This window comes from Pedobacter quisquiliarum (genome assembly GCF_014642175.1).
Taxonomy (GTDB): Bacteria; Bacteroidota; Bacteroidia; order Sphingobacteriales; family Sphingobacteriaceae; genus Pedobacter; species Pedobacter quisquiliarum.
Window position 1 is genome coordinate 168,368 of sequence record NZ_BMIL01000002.1, and the last position, 16,824, is coordinate 185,191.

Annotated in this window: 8 protein-coding genes; all 8 read right to left on the reverse strand. The window is 42.1% G+C overall.

What is annotated here, in order from left to right:
• Positions 1-28: 28 nt before the first annotated feature.
• The 8 genes from IEW69_RS03175 to IEW69_RS03210 all read right to left on the reverse strand — a co-directional run bounded on the left by IEW69_RS03175 (position 29) and on the right by IEW69_RS03210 (position 16,584).
• Positions 29-718 (reverse strand): toxin-antitoxin system YwqK family antitoxin, encoded by a 690-nt coding sequence (locus tag IEW69_RS03175; RefSeq protein ID WP_188625381.1) that lies wholly within the window; start codon positions 716-718, stop codon positions 29-31.
• Between the two features lie 116 nt (positions 719-834).
• The gene (locus IEW69_RS03180) at positions 835-1,707 is read right to left on the reverse strand and encodes a DUF1735 domain-containing protein (protein ID WP_188625382.1); all 873 of its coding nucleotides are present in this window, start codon (positions 1,705-1,707) and stop codon (positions 835-837) included.
• 19 nt (positions 1,708-1,726) lie between these two features.
• Complete coding sequence (locus IEW69_RS03185) at positions 1,727-3,403, reverse strand: SusD/RagB family nutrient-binding outer membrane lipoprotein (RefSeq protein ID WP_188625383.1); 1,677 nt, start codon at positions 3,401-3,403, stop codon at positions 1,727-1,729.
• A gap of 11 nt (positions 3,404-3,414) precedes the next feature.
• Positions 3,415-6,522, reverse strand: a complete 3,108-nt coding sequence (locus tag IEW69_RS03190) for a SusC/RagA family TonB-linked outer membrane protein (protein WP_188625384.1) — start codon at positions 6,520-6,522, stop codon at positions 3,415-3,417.
• Between the two features lie 343 nt (positions 6,523-6,865).
• Positions 6,866-8,344 carry a SusD/RagB family nutrient-binding outer membrane lipoprotein gene (locus IEW69_RS03195; protein ID WP_188625385.1) on the reverse strand — a complete coding sequence of 493 codons (1,479 nt, stop codon included), beginning with the start codon at positions 8,342-8,344 and terminating at the stop codon, positions 6,866-6,868.
• Between the two features lie 10 nt (positions 8,345-8,354).
• A complete protein-coding gene (locus IEW69_RS03200; RefSeq protein ID WP_188625386.1) occupies positions 8,355-11,522 on the reverse strand; it encodes a SusC/RagA family TonB-linked outer membrane protein in 3,168 nt (1,055 codons plus the stop codon).
• A gap of 344 nt (positions 11,523-11,866) precedes the next feature.
• Positions 11,867-13,333, reverse strand: coding sequence for a SusD/RagB family nutrient-binding outer membrane lipoprotein (locus IEW69_RS03205; protein ID WP_188625387.1), 1,467 nt, complete (start codon positions 13,331-13,333; stop codon positions 11,867-11,869).
• 8 nt (positions 13,334-13,341) lie between these two features.
• Positions 13,342-16,584: a SusC/RagA family TonB-linked outer membrane protein gene (locus tag IEW69_RS03210; RefSeq protein ID WP_188625388.1), complete on the reverse strand. Its 3,243-nt coding sequence runs from the start codon at positions 16,582-16,584 to the stop codon at positions 13,342-13,344.
• Between the last annotated feature and the right edge of the window lie 240 nt (positions 16,585-16,824).

Sequence of the window (16,824 nt, forward strand, 5' to 3'; positions counted from 1 at the left end):
ATATTCTTTTCTTCAGGAGCACTTTTTACTATTTATGCCAGTAAAAACGCTTCACTTCATCCTGATTTTTTTCATAACTCAGGGTTGTTTCGATGGAGAACTCGGCAGGGTACCCTTTTCCATTGAGCATGGATGGGATCCATTCTACCTGAAACTCCGGATTGTCAATGGAGAACGCCACTTTTTCTGACGCACCTTTAGAACTGAAGTTCACAGAGTAGGTTGCATTTCCCGTAGGATCAACGCTCGCAACAAGCACGGCTTGAATTGGGTTACCTGGAACTTGCAGCGCCTCTGGAATAGCTTTCTTCGCCGCTTCTAAAGCCATCGAATAATATTGGGATAAAGAAGCAATAGGCAAAGCAATAGAAGCTTTGTTTTTTACTTCTGCATCATCAGAAAGCACACGGATGTTGGCTACCGTAAGCACCTTATCATCCACAAACAGCAACTTGCGCTGGTCATAGTTATAGCGCATATACAAACTGTTATCTGGATTGAAGAAATACCAGTTACCCACGCGCTTACCGTTTACATAGTTCCCACGTAGTAGCGTCACGCCGTCGTTCTTAACGGAAAACAAGCCATTTTTTGAACCATTTAAAATTTGATAGGTAAGCTTGGAGCCATCATTGAGGTCTACACTTTGTTCGCGTATGTTTTGGGCCTGCGTTGCGACGCTGAAACACAGTGAAAGAGTTAAAAACAGATATTTCATGTTGATGTGGTTTACATGCTAAGAACACTAATTTAAAAAAAGGATTGAACAAAAATTGTTCATTACATAAAAAGAGCCACCTTATCGGGTGGCTCTTTCATTAAAGTTACTGAAGATTATCTTGGACCTGTGTAGGTGTAAGTCTCTTCAAATGAACGTGAACCAGCACTCCATTTTACATAGAGAATCTTCTTAACTGGATCCCAGTTACTAGAAGGATCTACAACTGGATCACCAATACCGCCATTCAATACTTTCACTTTGTTGGTTGCTGGGTCGATTTCGTAAGTCAACTCATTCGCCGCCGCAGTGTAGTAATTAACCAATGGTGTAGTTACTGTATTCGCACCGCTGGTAACCAATCTTGCAGTTTCGTTCAAGTTTGGTCTTAATGCAGTTGTTGCACTGGTTTTGTAGTTATAAACCCCGTCCCAAGCATTTTTCGCACTAAGGTTGATCAGGATGGTTCCAAAGTTACCACTTACAGTAGCTGCGCTAGTTGAAGTGATTGCTAAAGGAAACGCATACTTTTTCTTAAAATCGAACTTGTCAGATTTGTAAGAAACAACGATGTCTACACTTCTCTGACCCGCTTTAATCACGTATGAAGTCTGTGGAAATGTGTAAGTACTTGCATCTGGCAAATCGTAACCTACGAAAGTAGGGTTCTTGATACGCTGATCTGCATTGAACTTACGTACTGCAGCAGTATCCACACCAACGGTAACCGTGATGTCCTGACCAGCAGGGTTAGGGCCTGTTAATTGAACCGTATAGGTCGCATCAACGCTAGCCTGAGCTGGGAAAGATTGTGGATACATAGAGTACAATGCGCCAGCTGGAGATACAGATGATATGGTACCCGGGTTTTTGAATTCAACTACACTTGGACTGTTGTCAGGGCCTAGGGCATTATATTTATCTTTCAAACAAGATGAAAGACCTGTTGCGACAAGCGCAAGCAGAAGTATGTTTGAGATTTTTTTCATTTTTTTCATTTTCTATTACCTATTTAGCGTAGAACAATTTAGTTTTTGTTGTAACGTCTGTAGGAACGTTCTCCGCGTTAACCTGGAATTCTGTTGCTGGATAAAGCACACGTGCAGGTAAATCATTTGGCGCTTTCAACGATGCAAAAGTTTCAGTTGCTACAGTAGAACCCTGAACAATTCTAGGATAACCTGTTCTTCTGAACTCATTGTAACCTTCCTCACTGTTGATAAAGTTTACTGCAATGTACTTTTGCGTAATGATTGCTTCTAACTTCTGCTCATCAGTAGTTGCCAGATCAAAGTTCGCTAAATAATTGGTATTATTCGCTGCTACATAAGTATCCTTTAACGTTGCCGCAGGTGTAGGATTGATGTAACTGTTAGCAGAGTTTTTGTACAAGTAAGTTATCGAAGCAGTAATACCGCTTTCGAAAAGTGACTTCGTTGCACCCGGTACGAGGTTTACAGATGGCATAGAAGCCTCTGCTTGTAACAGATATGACTCAGCAGCTAACATAAGTACCTGCCCCATTGTAGCACTTTTCAAGATACCAACGTTGTTTTGGTTTTTGTTCGCGTTTGTACCAGTTACACGGGTTGCAGCTGGAATTTGCAGACCGCTGTACCAGTATGAACCGCTTACTGATCTTTTAACCGGATCAACATCATAACCCAATTGGTTTGTTGCTGGACCTACAAAAGTGATGGTTGTTAAACCGATTGTTTGCGTCACATTTGCGCCAAAACTAGCGTAAGAAGCTTTTCCTCTATCCAGGTCGGTAAGTTTAACACCATTATAAAAAGATAAGATCCAAGGTGTTGGCATTCTTGATAAACCAGTACCAGAAGCAGTACCGTTCACATCCCAGGCATTTGTACTCCATTTTGGATTGAACTGAGAAGCTGTATTCGCATTGAAACCAGGGTTTACAATTGCATCATCTGTAAGGTATCCAGCTGAAGTTGTTGGCAAAGTTGCTTTAGCTGTAGTTACCCAAGAAGCTAATTCTGTTGCTTTTCTAGCACGTACCAACATCTTTAATTTGATGGTATTTGCCAATTGAACCCATTTGGTTTTACCAGCAGCAGTACTACCACCGTAAAGTGGATCCTGACCGTCAGTAACGTTAACCGTTACGTTGGTTTCAGCTGGTGAATTTAAGATTGCAATTGCAGAATCTAAATCTGCATATACTGCTTTGTAAACCGCATCATACTTATCGTATTTAGGGCTTAGTTTAGCAATACCCTGACCAGCATCACTGTAAGGTACATCTCCGTATTGGTCAACCAAACGTTGATAGTTGTAGTCCTTCATGATACGAGCCATTGCATTGTAATACTTCAATGGACCGTCAGAAGATGTATTGCTAAGTACAAAGTTAGCTTGGTTGATGGCGTTGAATGCCCCAGACCACATGCCTGTATAGTTAGCAGTAGTGTATTGGTAAGTCCACTCTGTACCAAATCCACCGTAACCACCAGCATTCGCTTTGTAACCTGCAACCCATCCACCGAAATCATCAAAAGCGGTTGTAGAGTTAGCAGTTAATAGGATAGCTTGAGGTAATACAATATTTGGTGTAGAAGATGTCGGGTTATTTGGATTTTCGTTAACGTCCAGGTACTTCTTACAAGACGAGCTTGCAATAACTAAAGCGCCCAGAACAGCTACTTTTAAAATATTTCTCATTTTATAGGTTATTAAAATGTTAATGTTACTGTACCTCCGAAGAAACGGGTTGGAGGCGTTTGGCTTAATGTGTTAATACCGATCGCGTTGTTTCCTAATGTATAGTCAGGGTCGGTATATAAGTTTTCTTTCGGTACGAATAGGAACAAGTTTCTGCCTTGCGCACTAATGTTAACACCTTTTACATATTTAAGATCACCTAACAATCGTGCAGGCAGTTGGTAAGATAAGCTAATCTCTCTGATCTTCCAGTATGCACCATTGGTAACATAGTTTTCCGCAATTGCACGGTTTGGAGAAGATTGAGACCAGAAACCAGCACCACCATCTCTAACGGTAATGTTTGTGTTCGCAACGTAAGTGTTTGTAGCTGGATCTAAGTAAGAAGAGTTTGGCACAACAAAACGCTCTCTGTTGTACATTACTGTTCTTTCTCCAGAACCAGAGAATTCGAATCCTTCAGCACCAGAGTTGAAGATTGCATAGCCACCTCTGTATTCTGCTACTGCAGCTAAACGAAGACCTTTGAAGTTAACTGAGGTATTCAAACCTAAGATGTGTTTAGGGCTGGTATTACCTAAGTATTGGATAGATTGTGTAGCACTTGGATATCCTGTACGTGCGTCAACAATAATACGTCCTTCTGGATCTCTTTGGAAAGCACTACCAAGCAATACTGGATAAAGCATACCCGCTTGCGCATAGGTTTGTGCAGTACCACCACTTGATAAAGCTAAACGGCTAATGTCATTACTGATTGAAACAACTTTGTTGGTGTTAAAAGTATAGTTACCACCTACGTTGATTTCCCAGTTTCTGTTTCTGAAAGCAACAATGTTTAAAGTATTCTCTAAACCTTCGTTGGTTACTTCACCTGTATTGGTGTAGTAAGTTGAGAAGCCAGATGCAGCTGAAATGTTAACTGGAACAATTTGATCAACTGTTCTGGTGTTAAAGTAAGTTACACTTGCAGTAATACGGTTGTTCCATAATTCTGCGTCAAAACCACCTTCAAATCCGTTGGTTTTCTCTGGTTTCAAGTTTGGATTGTAAATGGTGCTGCTGATCGCATAACCAGGGTTGTTGTTGTATGGGTAACCACCTGATTGACCGAAAGTAGTCAATAGAGAGTAAGCACCTAAGTTTACGTTACCTACGGTTGAATAACCTGCACGTAATTTCAAGGTATTTAAAACATTGTTGTTTTTCAATGCTTCAACCGCGTTTGTTACGATGAAGGAAGCATCTACTGATGGATAGAAAATTGATCTGCTTGCAATTGGTAGCGTAGAGAACCAATCGTTACGACCAGAAGCGTGTAAGTACAAATAATCTTTGTAACCTAACCTTAAATCTCCGTATACACCTTGCTGACGAACAGTTGAGTTGCTCTCAGAACCCGTTACGTTAGCCGCTAAACGGTGAGCAACGTTATATAAACCTGCAAATGTTAAGCCTGAAGCAGCAACACCTACGTTCTTTGCGGTATTGTTTCTTAAGCTTGTTCCTAAAGTAAGGTCTAATCTTACATCTTTAACCAACTCCTTTTTGATGTTCGCCTGGAACTCAGAGAATAATTGTGTTGCATAATCTTCACCATCTGAAACGCTACCCGGGATATCGTTGTTTTTCAAAGATGACAAACCTAAGCTCTTTGTATAAGCTGAAAGTACAAATTTGTTTACACGGGTTTTGTTAGAAGAGTTTGAAGTATTGATGTTTGCACGATACAAGAAGCTTAACCAATCTGTTGCTTTAAATTTGAAGTCAACGTTACCAGTTAAATAATCATTTCTAGTATTTTGTCTGCTGTTATCAATTGTGAAGTAAGGGTTAGCATAGTATGCATTGTAGTAACCGTTAGGATTCGCGAATTTATCATTCTCCCAATCCTGGTAAGCTGTCAATGGAATGTGAGCAGCAGTTTGCAGAATCTGGTCATACATTGAAGAAGTTGCAGTGGTGATATCATATCTGTTTTGGATATAGTTCACAGAGTAACTTGCATCAAACTTTTTAGTGAATGCTCTTGTACCGTTTAAACGAAGAGAGAAACGGTTGTATTTATCACTTGGTGTTGTTCCTTTAGTATCTACGTATTGTGCAGAAACATAGTATGAGCTAATGTCATCAGCAGTAGATAAAGTAAAGTCTGTTTGGCTGGTAAGACCAGTGTTCCAGAATTCTTTTCTTGAATTGTTCGGGCTGTAAGGAATAGTCTGGATTGATCCGTCTTCAAGAACGTCACCAATTTCAACCATTGAACCATCAAATGCAGGTCCGTACTGTTGATTTTCGTGCGCAGTATAGATCTGAACATCGTTGTCAGCTCCTGAACCGAATCTTGTTTGTAATTTAGGGTAGTAACTTACTTGCTCTGCGTTAACAGTCTGACCAACTCTAATCACTGGAGCACCTTTTTTACCTTTTTTAGTGGTAATGATTAACGCACCGTTAGAAGCCTCAGAACCGTAAAGTGCAGCAGCACCACCACCGTTCAATACTTGTAGATCTTCGATATCTTCAGGGTTTAAGTTTCCTAAAATACTGCTTGGAACGATAACGTTATCTACTACAACTAAAGCCTGGTTGTTACCTAATAGGGAACGGTTACCACGTAGTACCAAACGGTAGCTTGGGTTAACACCACTACTAATTGTGTTCAACTGCAAACCTGCAACTTTACCTGTTAATGCAGAAGCAACGTTAGTTTGTTTCGCCTGGGTAAGTTGTTGCGCTTTAATAGTTGTGGTTGCAGTACCAAGTTGCGCTCTGGTGGTAGAAAGACCACCCGCTGTAATTACAACCTCCGTTAATGAAGTTGCATCTGGATCTAGAGAAACACGCATATTACCTGAGGTAATTGGCACTTCCTGATTTGAGAAACCTAAATAGGTAAATACAAGTGTTTTTGCCGATGCAGGAACTTTTAAAGAGAACCTACCTTCTGCTGAAGTCTGGGTACCTACTCCGGATACCTCTTTTACTCGTACTGACACGCCCGGGATAGGAAGGTTATCCTCCCTTGATGAGACTGTACCAGTAACTGTTCTTTCTTGAGCAATTGCAGAGGCTGCAACACACAAAAAGATGAACAAACTTAGTATAAGTTTTTTCATAAATTAATAAAATTTGGGTTAGTTAATGAGTTAATAATTCCGGAAGATACCAAAAGGCCAACAATTCCAAACAATTAATGTCATTTTTTTTAACATTTCTGAAACAATTAATAAACACAAGTGTTAGAACCTCCTTAAACGCTGTTTTGCAAGGAGTTCTAAAATTTTAGGCCATAAGCTTGAATTTTGAGCGTTTATTTTGCCTAATCGAACTAAAACCAAGTTTTATACTAGGCGTACACAATCGCACCGAACTACTGGATCTCTAACCATCTAAGGACCAACAACAGAAAGGGGTTTCCAATTCCTTGGAAACCCCTTTTCTTATTAATAATGGCAGAAATTACTGTTTATCCCACCACATTCTATTGTTAATGCTGTTGTCTGCCCAACCTTGTTGCTGCAGTGCTGCATTGTAATTCTCAGAATTCGTGTTTGCATCAGCGGTTGGATACCCTACACGTCTAGGAATGTTTGTTCCATTCTGACTGTTCGGTCCGGGAGCAAGTGCCGGGTAACCGGTTCTTCTCCATTCACTCCACGCTTCCCATCCATTTAGATACAATGCGATCCATCTTTGTAACCCAATTTGTTGCAATCCTCTTGCAGGGGCGTACGCAACTTCCGGGGTATTCTTAAATCCAGGATTTGAAACACCTGCCAACGCTAAAGAGGCATCAATACCAGCATCATAGTTTGTCTTCGCAGCAGCATCACCACCTGGAATCCAGCCAATCTTTGCAGCTTCAGCTTTAGCAAATGCAACCTGCGCATAAGTAAATATATATGCAGGTGCATTCTCTGCTCTATACCTTGTACCAATACGACTATATGCATTTGGAATGTTTGTCTGCACCTGGTTACCAAATGGCAAACCGATAACCTGACCATTGCTCAACACCTCTGCATATACTGGTAGTCTTGGATCTTTGTTCGCAGCAGAATATGTCATGTAATCCACAAGAGTCTTACTAACTGCATAGTCATTCCTTAAGGAAATGGTGTAGTTACGGAACCAAGGATTTTGATTGTTTGCATCTCCCGCAATGAACTTATACGTAATATCCTGGCCAGCAGCAATCGGTCCTGCAGTTAAAGCTGCGTTAAATTCCGTTGCAGCAAAGCCGCCTGCATTTGGATAAACTTTAGACATTCTCAAAGCCATGAGTAAACGTTGTGTCGCAGCAAATCGCTTCCAACCTTCCATATCACCATTTAAAATAATGTCCCCAACAACAGGTGCACCACCATCGATCTGGGCAGCCGCTTCAGTAAGCTCCTTTAAGATATCCTTATAAATATCTTCCTGTTTGTCAAACTTCGGGGTATTGATCTCGCTGTTCAATGCTTCCGAGTAAGGAATGTCACCCCAACGATCTGTTAATTTCCAAAACACCATTGCTTTCATAATTCTTGCAACAGCAATCTGATTGTTCGTAGAACCATTTAGGTCCGCTTCTTTCGCTGAAGCATTATTGAAGATTATAATCTGATTTAAATTCTTCAGGATTTCAGAGTACGCAGTATAGTAGCTCGGATTTAGAACAGCTGCATCATTGAATGGTGAATAGGTCAGGTATGGCCCTTCAGACAAGTATTGAGCGAATACCGGACCACCATTGGCTAAGCCAGTGAAGCCTAATCCACCACCGATCGACTCCTGTGTTCTTTGCATGGAGTAAGTAAGCAACGCCTTGGTAGATGCTGCGCTTACTTTAGTTGGATCAACGTTTGTATCCCCAAAATCTTCTAGTTTCTTACAACCCACAGATAGTACTGCGACCGTAAGTATATATATGCCGTATTTTCTTAAATTTTTCATATGTTTTCGATTAAAAACCAACTCTCAAGTTTAAACCATAAGTACGAGATGATGGTAACTGTCCGCCTTCTTCCCAGAAGCCTTCAATTTCTGATGGATCAACACCGTATTTCTTACCTGGTGCAGAGATTAACCATGCGTTACCCACTACAACACCTAAGTTTGCAGATTTAACAAACTTTAAGCCGTTGGTAAGCAAACGTTTTGGAACATTGTAACCCAATCTTACCTCCCTTAGTTTCAAGTAAGAAGCATCAATCATGAATTCCTCTCCTGATCCTCTTTGGAAACCGTTATAAAAAGCAGTACTTGCTTCAACATAACGTTCGTTCGGTTGACCATTTGCAAGCACACCAACAAATTTGTAACCACCACCTTCAGAAACAGGTAATCTCCAGTCAATACCTTTATCATTTAAACCAACAGATTCTTGAGACAATCCACTACCAAGGTTAAATGCACGCGTGGTTGAATTGAACAAACCGCCTTTAGAGAAATCTAATGAGAATGCAAGATCAAAATCAAACACTCTTAATGAACTGAATGCACCACCGGTATAGTCTGGTCTAGAGTAGCCAATAAATTGGTTTGGATTTGATACTGGAACACCACCTGAAGAAATAACCACATTGCCTGCGTCATCTCTTAGATATTTGCTACCTAATACGTAACCCCACTCTTCACCTTCTCTCAGGTTTAATGTATTACCAAAGAATGTTGAAGTATCATAAATTGTATTGCTTACTTCATCCGTAATTTTGTTTACGATGGTCTTTGATTTACTGAAGTTGAAAGTCAAGTTCCAGCTTACATTTTTAGATTGAACAGGTGAACCGTTGATACTGAATTCAAATCCTTTGTTGGTCAAATCACCAGCATTGATCAGATTGCTCGTATATCCAGTCGCACCGTTTGTTGCAATAGATAAGATTTGATTTTTATTATTGTTCTTGTAGAAAGCGAAATCCAACCCAATTCTGTTCTGTAAGAAACGCATCTCTGTACCGATCTCCAATGAACCGGTTAGTGCTGGACGGATTCTTCCATTCCTAAATTCGTTACCGATTGCCAAAGCTGGATTTGAACCGTATGCTGCACTTGTATTATATAACAAGTTCACACGGTAAGGGTCAACATCAGATCCAACTCTTGCATATGCTGCACGAAGCTTCAAGTAAGAGAAAGTCTCTTTCAAACCCTGTGGAAAGAATTGTGAAGCGATGAAAGATAGGGAAGCTGAAGGGTAGAAGTATGAGTTCAAATCCGGTGCAAATACTGATGACCAGTCATTTCTTCCGGTTACATCTAAGTATAAGTAGTTCTTATAACCGAATGAAGCTCTTGCAAAAACACTTCTTACCTCTTTGTTATAATAGCCGTTCTCTGTAATCGGACGACCTAAAGAAGCAGCGATGTTAAAGTAGTTCGGAAAACTTAAACCATTTGTCGTTTCCAGTCTGTTGCTTTCTCTTACTTCATGGCGCAAGTTCGCAGCTCCTAAAGCGTTAATAGAGAAGTCTCCAATAGTTTTATTATATACCAGGTTCAACTCATAGTTAAACTCGTTATTTGTAAACTGTCTTTGTTTGAAGTAGTCCAATTGCAAACCACCAGTAGCCATTCTTTCATCGCTGATCTGGTTGTTTAAATCACCACGTACCGAACCTTGAATAAACAAGTCATCTGTAATGTCAAACTTAACACCTACGTTACCAACCAACCTGTTATTACGTTGGGTTCTGAAACTGTTATTCACCAACCAATAAGGGTTATCCCAATATTGAGGTGTATTAATATCATCAGGCGTTGCACCATTTGGACCTAAAATATTCCATGAAGTGGGATTTCCATTAGCATCATATTGATTGGCTTCCATGTATTTCATGTCCAGCTGGCGTTGGAACCATTGGTTAAAACCTTGAACAACGTTCAAACCATCATTTCTGTAAGTTTCATAAGGCTGACCTACACGGTCTTCTTTAGAAAACTGGAAATCGGTTGTTACTGTTAATCTCTTGCTGATATCAAGCGCACCATTGAAGTTTACAATGTTGTTGCTTCTTTTAGCATTTTGTTGTGTTAACGTTCTGCTTTGGTTGGTATAACCAATTCTGAAGTTGTAAGTATCTCCACCGGAAGTTACCGCTAAGGTGTTGTTGTAACTTGCACCAGTTTGCAGGAACTGCTTAACGTTGTCTGGCTGAGCAGTTAAAGGCACTAATTTACCAAAATCGGGTCCAGGAGCCCAGCTATAATATGGGCGGTAAAGGCTTCCATCGATCTTTGGACCAAAACTCGCATCCGCAGCATAGTCCAGAATTTTCTGACCATTGAATGCCGCATACTCTGCTGGATGCACTGCTGGGTCATATTCAAAAGTTAACCACTCTGCAGAATAACCACCTGCATACTCATTTTGATAATCCGGAAGGATGGATACTTTTTCTAAAGCAAAACCAGAGTTTAATTCAACTGTAGTTCCGCCTTGTCTTGTACCCTTCTTGCTGGTAATGATTACAACACCATTATATGCACGTTGGCCATATAACGCAGATGCTGCAGCACCTTTAAGTACAGATACACTTTCAACGTTGTCCATGTTCACGTTCTCCTGTGTTGTCGGCGTACCATCAACAATGAATAGTGGATCGCCGATACTGAAACCATTGATACCACGAACGATGATACTAGCGTTGTCAAAAGATGAACTTGGGGAACCATTCAACTGAACACCGGCAACTTTACCTGCAAGGGCAGTACTGATATCCGTATTCTTGGCTACGGTCAGGTTTTCACCCTTAACTTCCGTTACCGCATATCCTAAGGATCTGCTTTCTCTTTTCTCACCAAGGGCAGTTACCACAACCTCATTCAAAGATTGTGCATCAGCAACCAACTGTACATTCACAACGTTAGAAGCTGGAACGGATCTGGATTGTGTAACATAGCCTACATAAGAGAAATCTAGCGTCGCGGCATTTGCCGGCATGCTAACGGAAAATCTACCGTTTGCATCTGTGAGGGTCCCGGCATTAACGCCCCGAACCCTTACTGTTACGCCTGGTATCGGCGACTTGTCATCGCTTGCAGTAACAGTACCAGTAACTGTTCGGTTTTGAGCAATTGCAGATGCTGCAACGCACAAAAAGACGAACAAACTTAGTATAAGTCTTTTCATAAATAATAAATAATAGGTTAGATAATGAGTTAATATTCTCTGAAGATAGTGAATGGGTAACAAATTCATTCTAAGAAATTTAACTTTTTTTAACATTTACAAGTAAAACGCGATTTAAAACGTTTAAAGGAACATTTTGCGCACGGACGGTTGATAATCAAGAAGATAAGGGAAGCACACCACACACCAAACATTATATCGCCAACTTAGTCTTTTGCCTTTTGAATACATCGCTGTCGAAAGCTAATATTGCATCAGAATACCCCATGAACATAAAACAAAAAAATCCTGGGTGCTCCCCAGGATTTATGACATTAAAGTAAGATGTTCCTTTGTCGAAGATATTAATTTACATCCCAGAAAAGCTTGGTCGTTGTTACATCACCGCCAATTGCCGAGGCGGCTTCAGATCTGCTTGCACCATTCAAGGTTTGCTCATTGATCGGGTAGATCACCCTTAAAGGAATCGCCAGGCCGGATGGTGTGGTTTGCCCCGGAGGTGCAGTAGCCGCACTAGGTGGATCCAATCTCGGGAAGTCTAATCTTCTCCACTCAACCCAACTGTCATACCCTCTATTATATAAGGCTATCCACTTTTGTGTACCAATAGCTTCCTTGTAGTTTGTAGAAGCGGTATTTAAAGCAACATCCGGTCTCGCCAGGTACGTTGCAGCCTGCTCTGCAGTACCACCCCAATAGATAATGGATGCGGTTACTGCATTATTATAGTGTAACTCGGCAGTACCGGGAACGGTGAAACCTCTTCTACTCGCTTCCGCTAATGCGAACTCCGTTTCTGGATAGTCAATCAACAAGGCCTCAAAGTCTAGCGAAGCAATCTTTGGGGTTATCGTAGAGTAGTTGCCATAAGAGTTGGAGAATCCATAATAGCCACCAACAAAAGCACCACCTACTGTTGTGAAGAATCCAGGTCTGCGCGGATCCGACAGCGCATTCAGTTTGTCGATAAATGGCTTGGCCCCGATATAGTCTGTCCTGCTTGTTAGAGCTGGGTTTGCAGCTGTCGCAATCGGATTGTTGTTCGGTGGCGTAGCCAGGTAAGGAAATCTTGCATTATCCGCTGCACTGGCAAAAACATTCGGTGCTGCAGCTTCTACCGCAGCCTTTGCTTTTGCCGGATCTATATCAGCCAAGATTAAGCCCAGTCTTAATTTTAGTGAATTTCCAAACTTCACCCAATTCTGCACGGCACCTGCACGCGTTCCATAGAGTAGATCCGCAGAACCAAAGCCAGCAGCAGTAGGTTTAAGTTGTCCTAAGGCCGCATCTAACCGCACAAGCAAGTCGTTATAGATTTCTTGTGCATCATCGTACTTGGGTTGAACAACCGTGATATCTAAGGCTTGCGAATAGGGAACGTTTCCGAAAGTATTCACTAAAGTAGACCAGGCCATCACTTCCATAATCTCAATCTGTGCATTCTGATTGGCTTTCACGTCGGTATTCAGCAGTTCATCAGCAGCCAGAATCCGCTTTGCTTCTTTCAGGTCGCTTAATACATCCTTATATAAGGCAGACCAGAATGCCTGCGGCAGGGTTCTGGAAGTGAGGTTATATCTTGGTTCATCCAGGTATTCTGTAGTGGTCCAGTACTGAACATAGAAACGGAAAACGTTTGTGTTTACACTCGGACTTGTAATAACATCTGCAAAGCTTTTCTGTGCAGCCGTAAACAAGGTCGCTGCTGGTACGGCTGTGGCCCGCTTCTGGTCCACATTATATTCTTCGAGGTCTTTCGCGCAGGAGCTTAACAAAACGACCGCAAGTAGAAAACTATATATTTTTTTCATGATAGCTGCTATAATCTAAATTTAACATTAAACCCAATGGATCTTACCGTTGGGTAAGCACCCGACTGATAACCCTGAACGTTACCCGATCCCAATCCATCTTCCGGATCCGCGTAAGGTACATTCTTGTGGATGATCCATAAGTTACGTCCAATTAAAGACAAGTCAATGCCTTTAAAAGCGCGAAGTTTTCCAACTAATTTCTCAGGCAAGGAATAGGTCAATGCCAGTTCCCTCAGTTTAACATACCCGGCATCATAAATCACAGATGCTCTTGGCGGGTTATTCGGATAACCCCATGGGGCAGTACCGGAGTTTGAAACGTCAATCCTTTTCGTATTTGGTGAACCATCAGCCAGAACCCCTGGTAGAATCACACCACCACCATCAGCAAGTGAATTCCGTAGCGGGTTGCCTAAATCATTCAGACCAGCAGTTTCGGGACTCATACCTGTACCTAAACCATACCACTGGTCTAATGTCCACAGGTCACCACCCTTCCGAATATCGATCAGGAAGTTCAATGCGACACGTTTGTACTTGAAAGTATTGCTGATGCCACCCATCCAGTCTGGATTCGGATCACCGATGATCTCATCGGCCCTTGGCGTAACCTGATAGTACCCGTCTGCGTTAACCACTTTCTGGCCATTCACAAAAACGAAGTTTGTTCCACGAATTACACCGTAAGGCTGCCCGATTGCCGCATTATACGTTACACCACCGGATAAACTTGCAGCATTCAGTTCTATGTTTGATACGTTCTCAAATAAGGAGAGTACTTTGCTTTGGTTGCGTGACCAGTTTAAATTCAGTGTCCAGGAGAAGTTTGATGTTTTAACCGGCACAACAAAGGCTGAAACCTCCACACCTTTATTTTGCACTTCACCCGCATTTACATACAAGCGCAATGATCCTGTAGCCGTGGTCACCGGAACCGGGGTAATCTGATCAATGGTATTGGTTTTATAAAAGGTAACATCAAAGCCTAAACGGTTATCCAGGAAAGCAGCATCAAGACCTGCCTCAACACTCTTTGTCCGCTCAGGTTTTAGGTTCGCATTGTTCTTTACATCAGCCATAGAGAACATCGGGATGGAACCAAAAGCAGTTGGCTTCGCATAAGTATCGAATACACTTAATGGTGGTGCATCACTACCAACTTCCGCATAGTTTACGCGCAATTTACCGTACGATAACCAGCTTACATCTTTCAGCAAGTTTGAAAAGGCAAAGCTACCGGCAATGGAAGGGTACCAGAATACGTTTTTATTGGTCGGTAATGTGGTCGACTGGTCCCTTCTGATGGTTGCATCCAGGAACACAAGATCTTTGTATCCAAAGGTCGTGCTTGCAAAGTACCCATCCACAGCACGACGTTCATACAGCTCTACCGGTGCTTCAATTGCACTTACCGAGTTGGATAAAGAGTACAGGTTGGGAACAACGAGCCCACCGTTGGTGCGGGCATTGATGTTAGTCAACTTACTTCTTCTTAAGTTCGCACCCAGCAAACCTTTGAACGAGAAGTCTTCAGTAATGTTCTTGTTAAAATTCAACAACAGGTCAAAGTTGGTCTCCGCAAAGGTTCCGTTGGTCCTGCTGTAAGAAGCAACACCTGTACTTCCAACGGCTATCCGCTCTTCCTGCAAGTCGAATGTACCATCATAGGAAACACGACCAATGACATCAAACCAGTCATTCACCTTATAGTTTAAACTTGTATTCCCGAAATAGTGGTCGCGCGTATCGTTCTCAAAATTCTGATAACGGCTAAAGTATGGATTGTCTGCATAGATTGGTTTAGTACCAGTAGCATCTGACCAGTTCCAGCTCACATTCTTATTGTTTCGCTCATAAGCCTCTTTAAGCTCCTTTATATCGGCACCAACGTTCCACCATTGGCGAAAGCCCTGGTTCGGGTTCAAACCGCTGTAGCCAGTCCCGAAACGACCCAATCCGTCGATTTTAGAGTAGTTCACAGAAGAAGTCACCGTCAGATCTTTCACGATTTCATAACTACCGCCAAAGTTGAACAGATTTTTAGTGATTTTACTGTTCGGCAAAACGCCAGTTTCGTCGTTTCGGGTGTACCCGATCTTGTAGGTCCCTTTATCGCCACCACCATCTATACTAATGCTCTGGTTAGAGGCTACAGAGGTCTTGTAGAACGTAGATGGGTCATTTGCCGCAGCAACCCATGGTGTGGCTTTCTGGTAGTTTGGAGAGAATGGGTCCAGAGCTGACCATTGATAAACCAATAGGTTTGGGTCGAATCTCGGACCGTAAGATGCATCGGAGCTAAATTGCGGGGTCATTACCCTTCCAGTGCCAAATACATCGCGATACCAGAAGCCCGGTGCTGGAACAACGTTGCCTGGGCCATCCGTTGCAGGTGAATTGTAACCCTGGCCATATTCTTTCTGATATTCAATGAAGGTCGACTTATCAATGGAGCCAAATGTAACCCCGCTATTCACGGTCACGTTCGTGCTGTTTTTCGAACCTTTTTTAGTGGTAATGATAATTACACCATTCGACGCTCTGGAGCCGTACAAAGCTGTCGCAGCAGCGCCCTTCAGAACGGTAACGGATGCCACATCATCGGGATTGATGTCGGCAGCAGCATTACCGTAGTCGTAACCTGCACGTCCTGTTTGTTGATTTAAGGTGTTCGCGCTGGCATTGCTCACCGGAACCCCATCCACGACAAATAGTGCCTGGTTGTTTCCGCTGATGGATTTTGCACCCCGAATCACAACGTTCGTGGAGCCGCCCATAGCATTGCTTCGTTTGATGTCCAGACCAGCAACTTTACCACCCAATGAATTCACGAGGTTGTTGTTCCTGGTCATCGTAATTTCTTCCGCTTTCACCTCCTGCGCAGCAAATGGCAATTCGTTTTTCTTTCTGGAGATACCAAGCGCGGTAACCACCACAAGATCGAGTTGCTGTGAATCTTCGGCAAGCGCCACATCGATACGATTTGAAGCAGGGATGGTAATTTGTTGGGTTACAAACCCGACATAAGAGGCTTCAAGGGTTTTGACCGCAGTGCCTACGCTGATGGTAAAGCGTCCTTCGTTGTTGGTTACGGTGCCTTGTTGTGTTCCAGGTACCCGAACGGTTACCCCGGGTATTGGCTGGCCATCAGTCTTAGACTTAACTGTACCAGTAACTGATCTGTCTTGGGCATAGATCTGCACGGTCAAAAGCACCAAAACAGAGATCATCTGTAGTAGTTTTTTCATAATTATGGGTTGGTTGGTTTAGGTTACCTTAAGTTATAACATTTTAGGTGATTATCAATGTTAAAATTCAATATTTAACAAAAAAGACCCGTGAATTTCAGTTTTTCACAGGCCTTTTGCCAACATTAGTTCTTTTTGTGACCAATTACACCCACTAAAACCAATATTATAGACTTGATTCAATCCGACGGTTAACTATTCAACTACTTTACCGCAGGTTAGCTGATATAACAAAAGTCC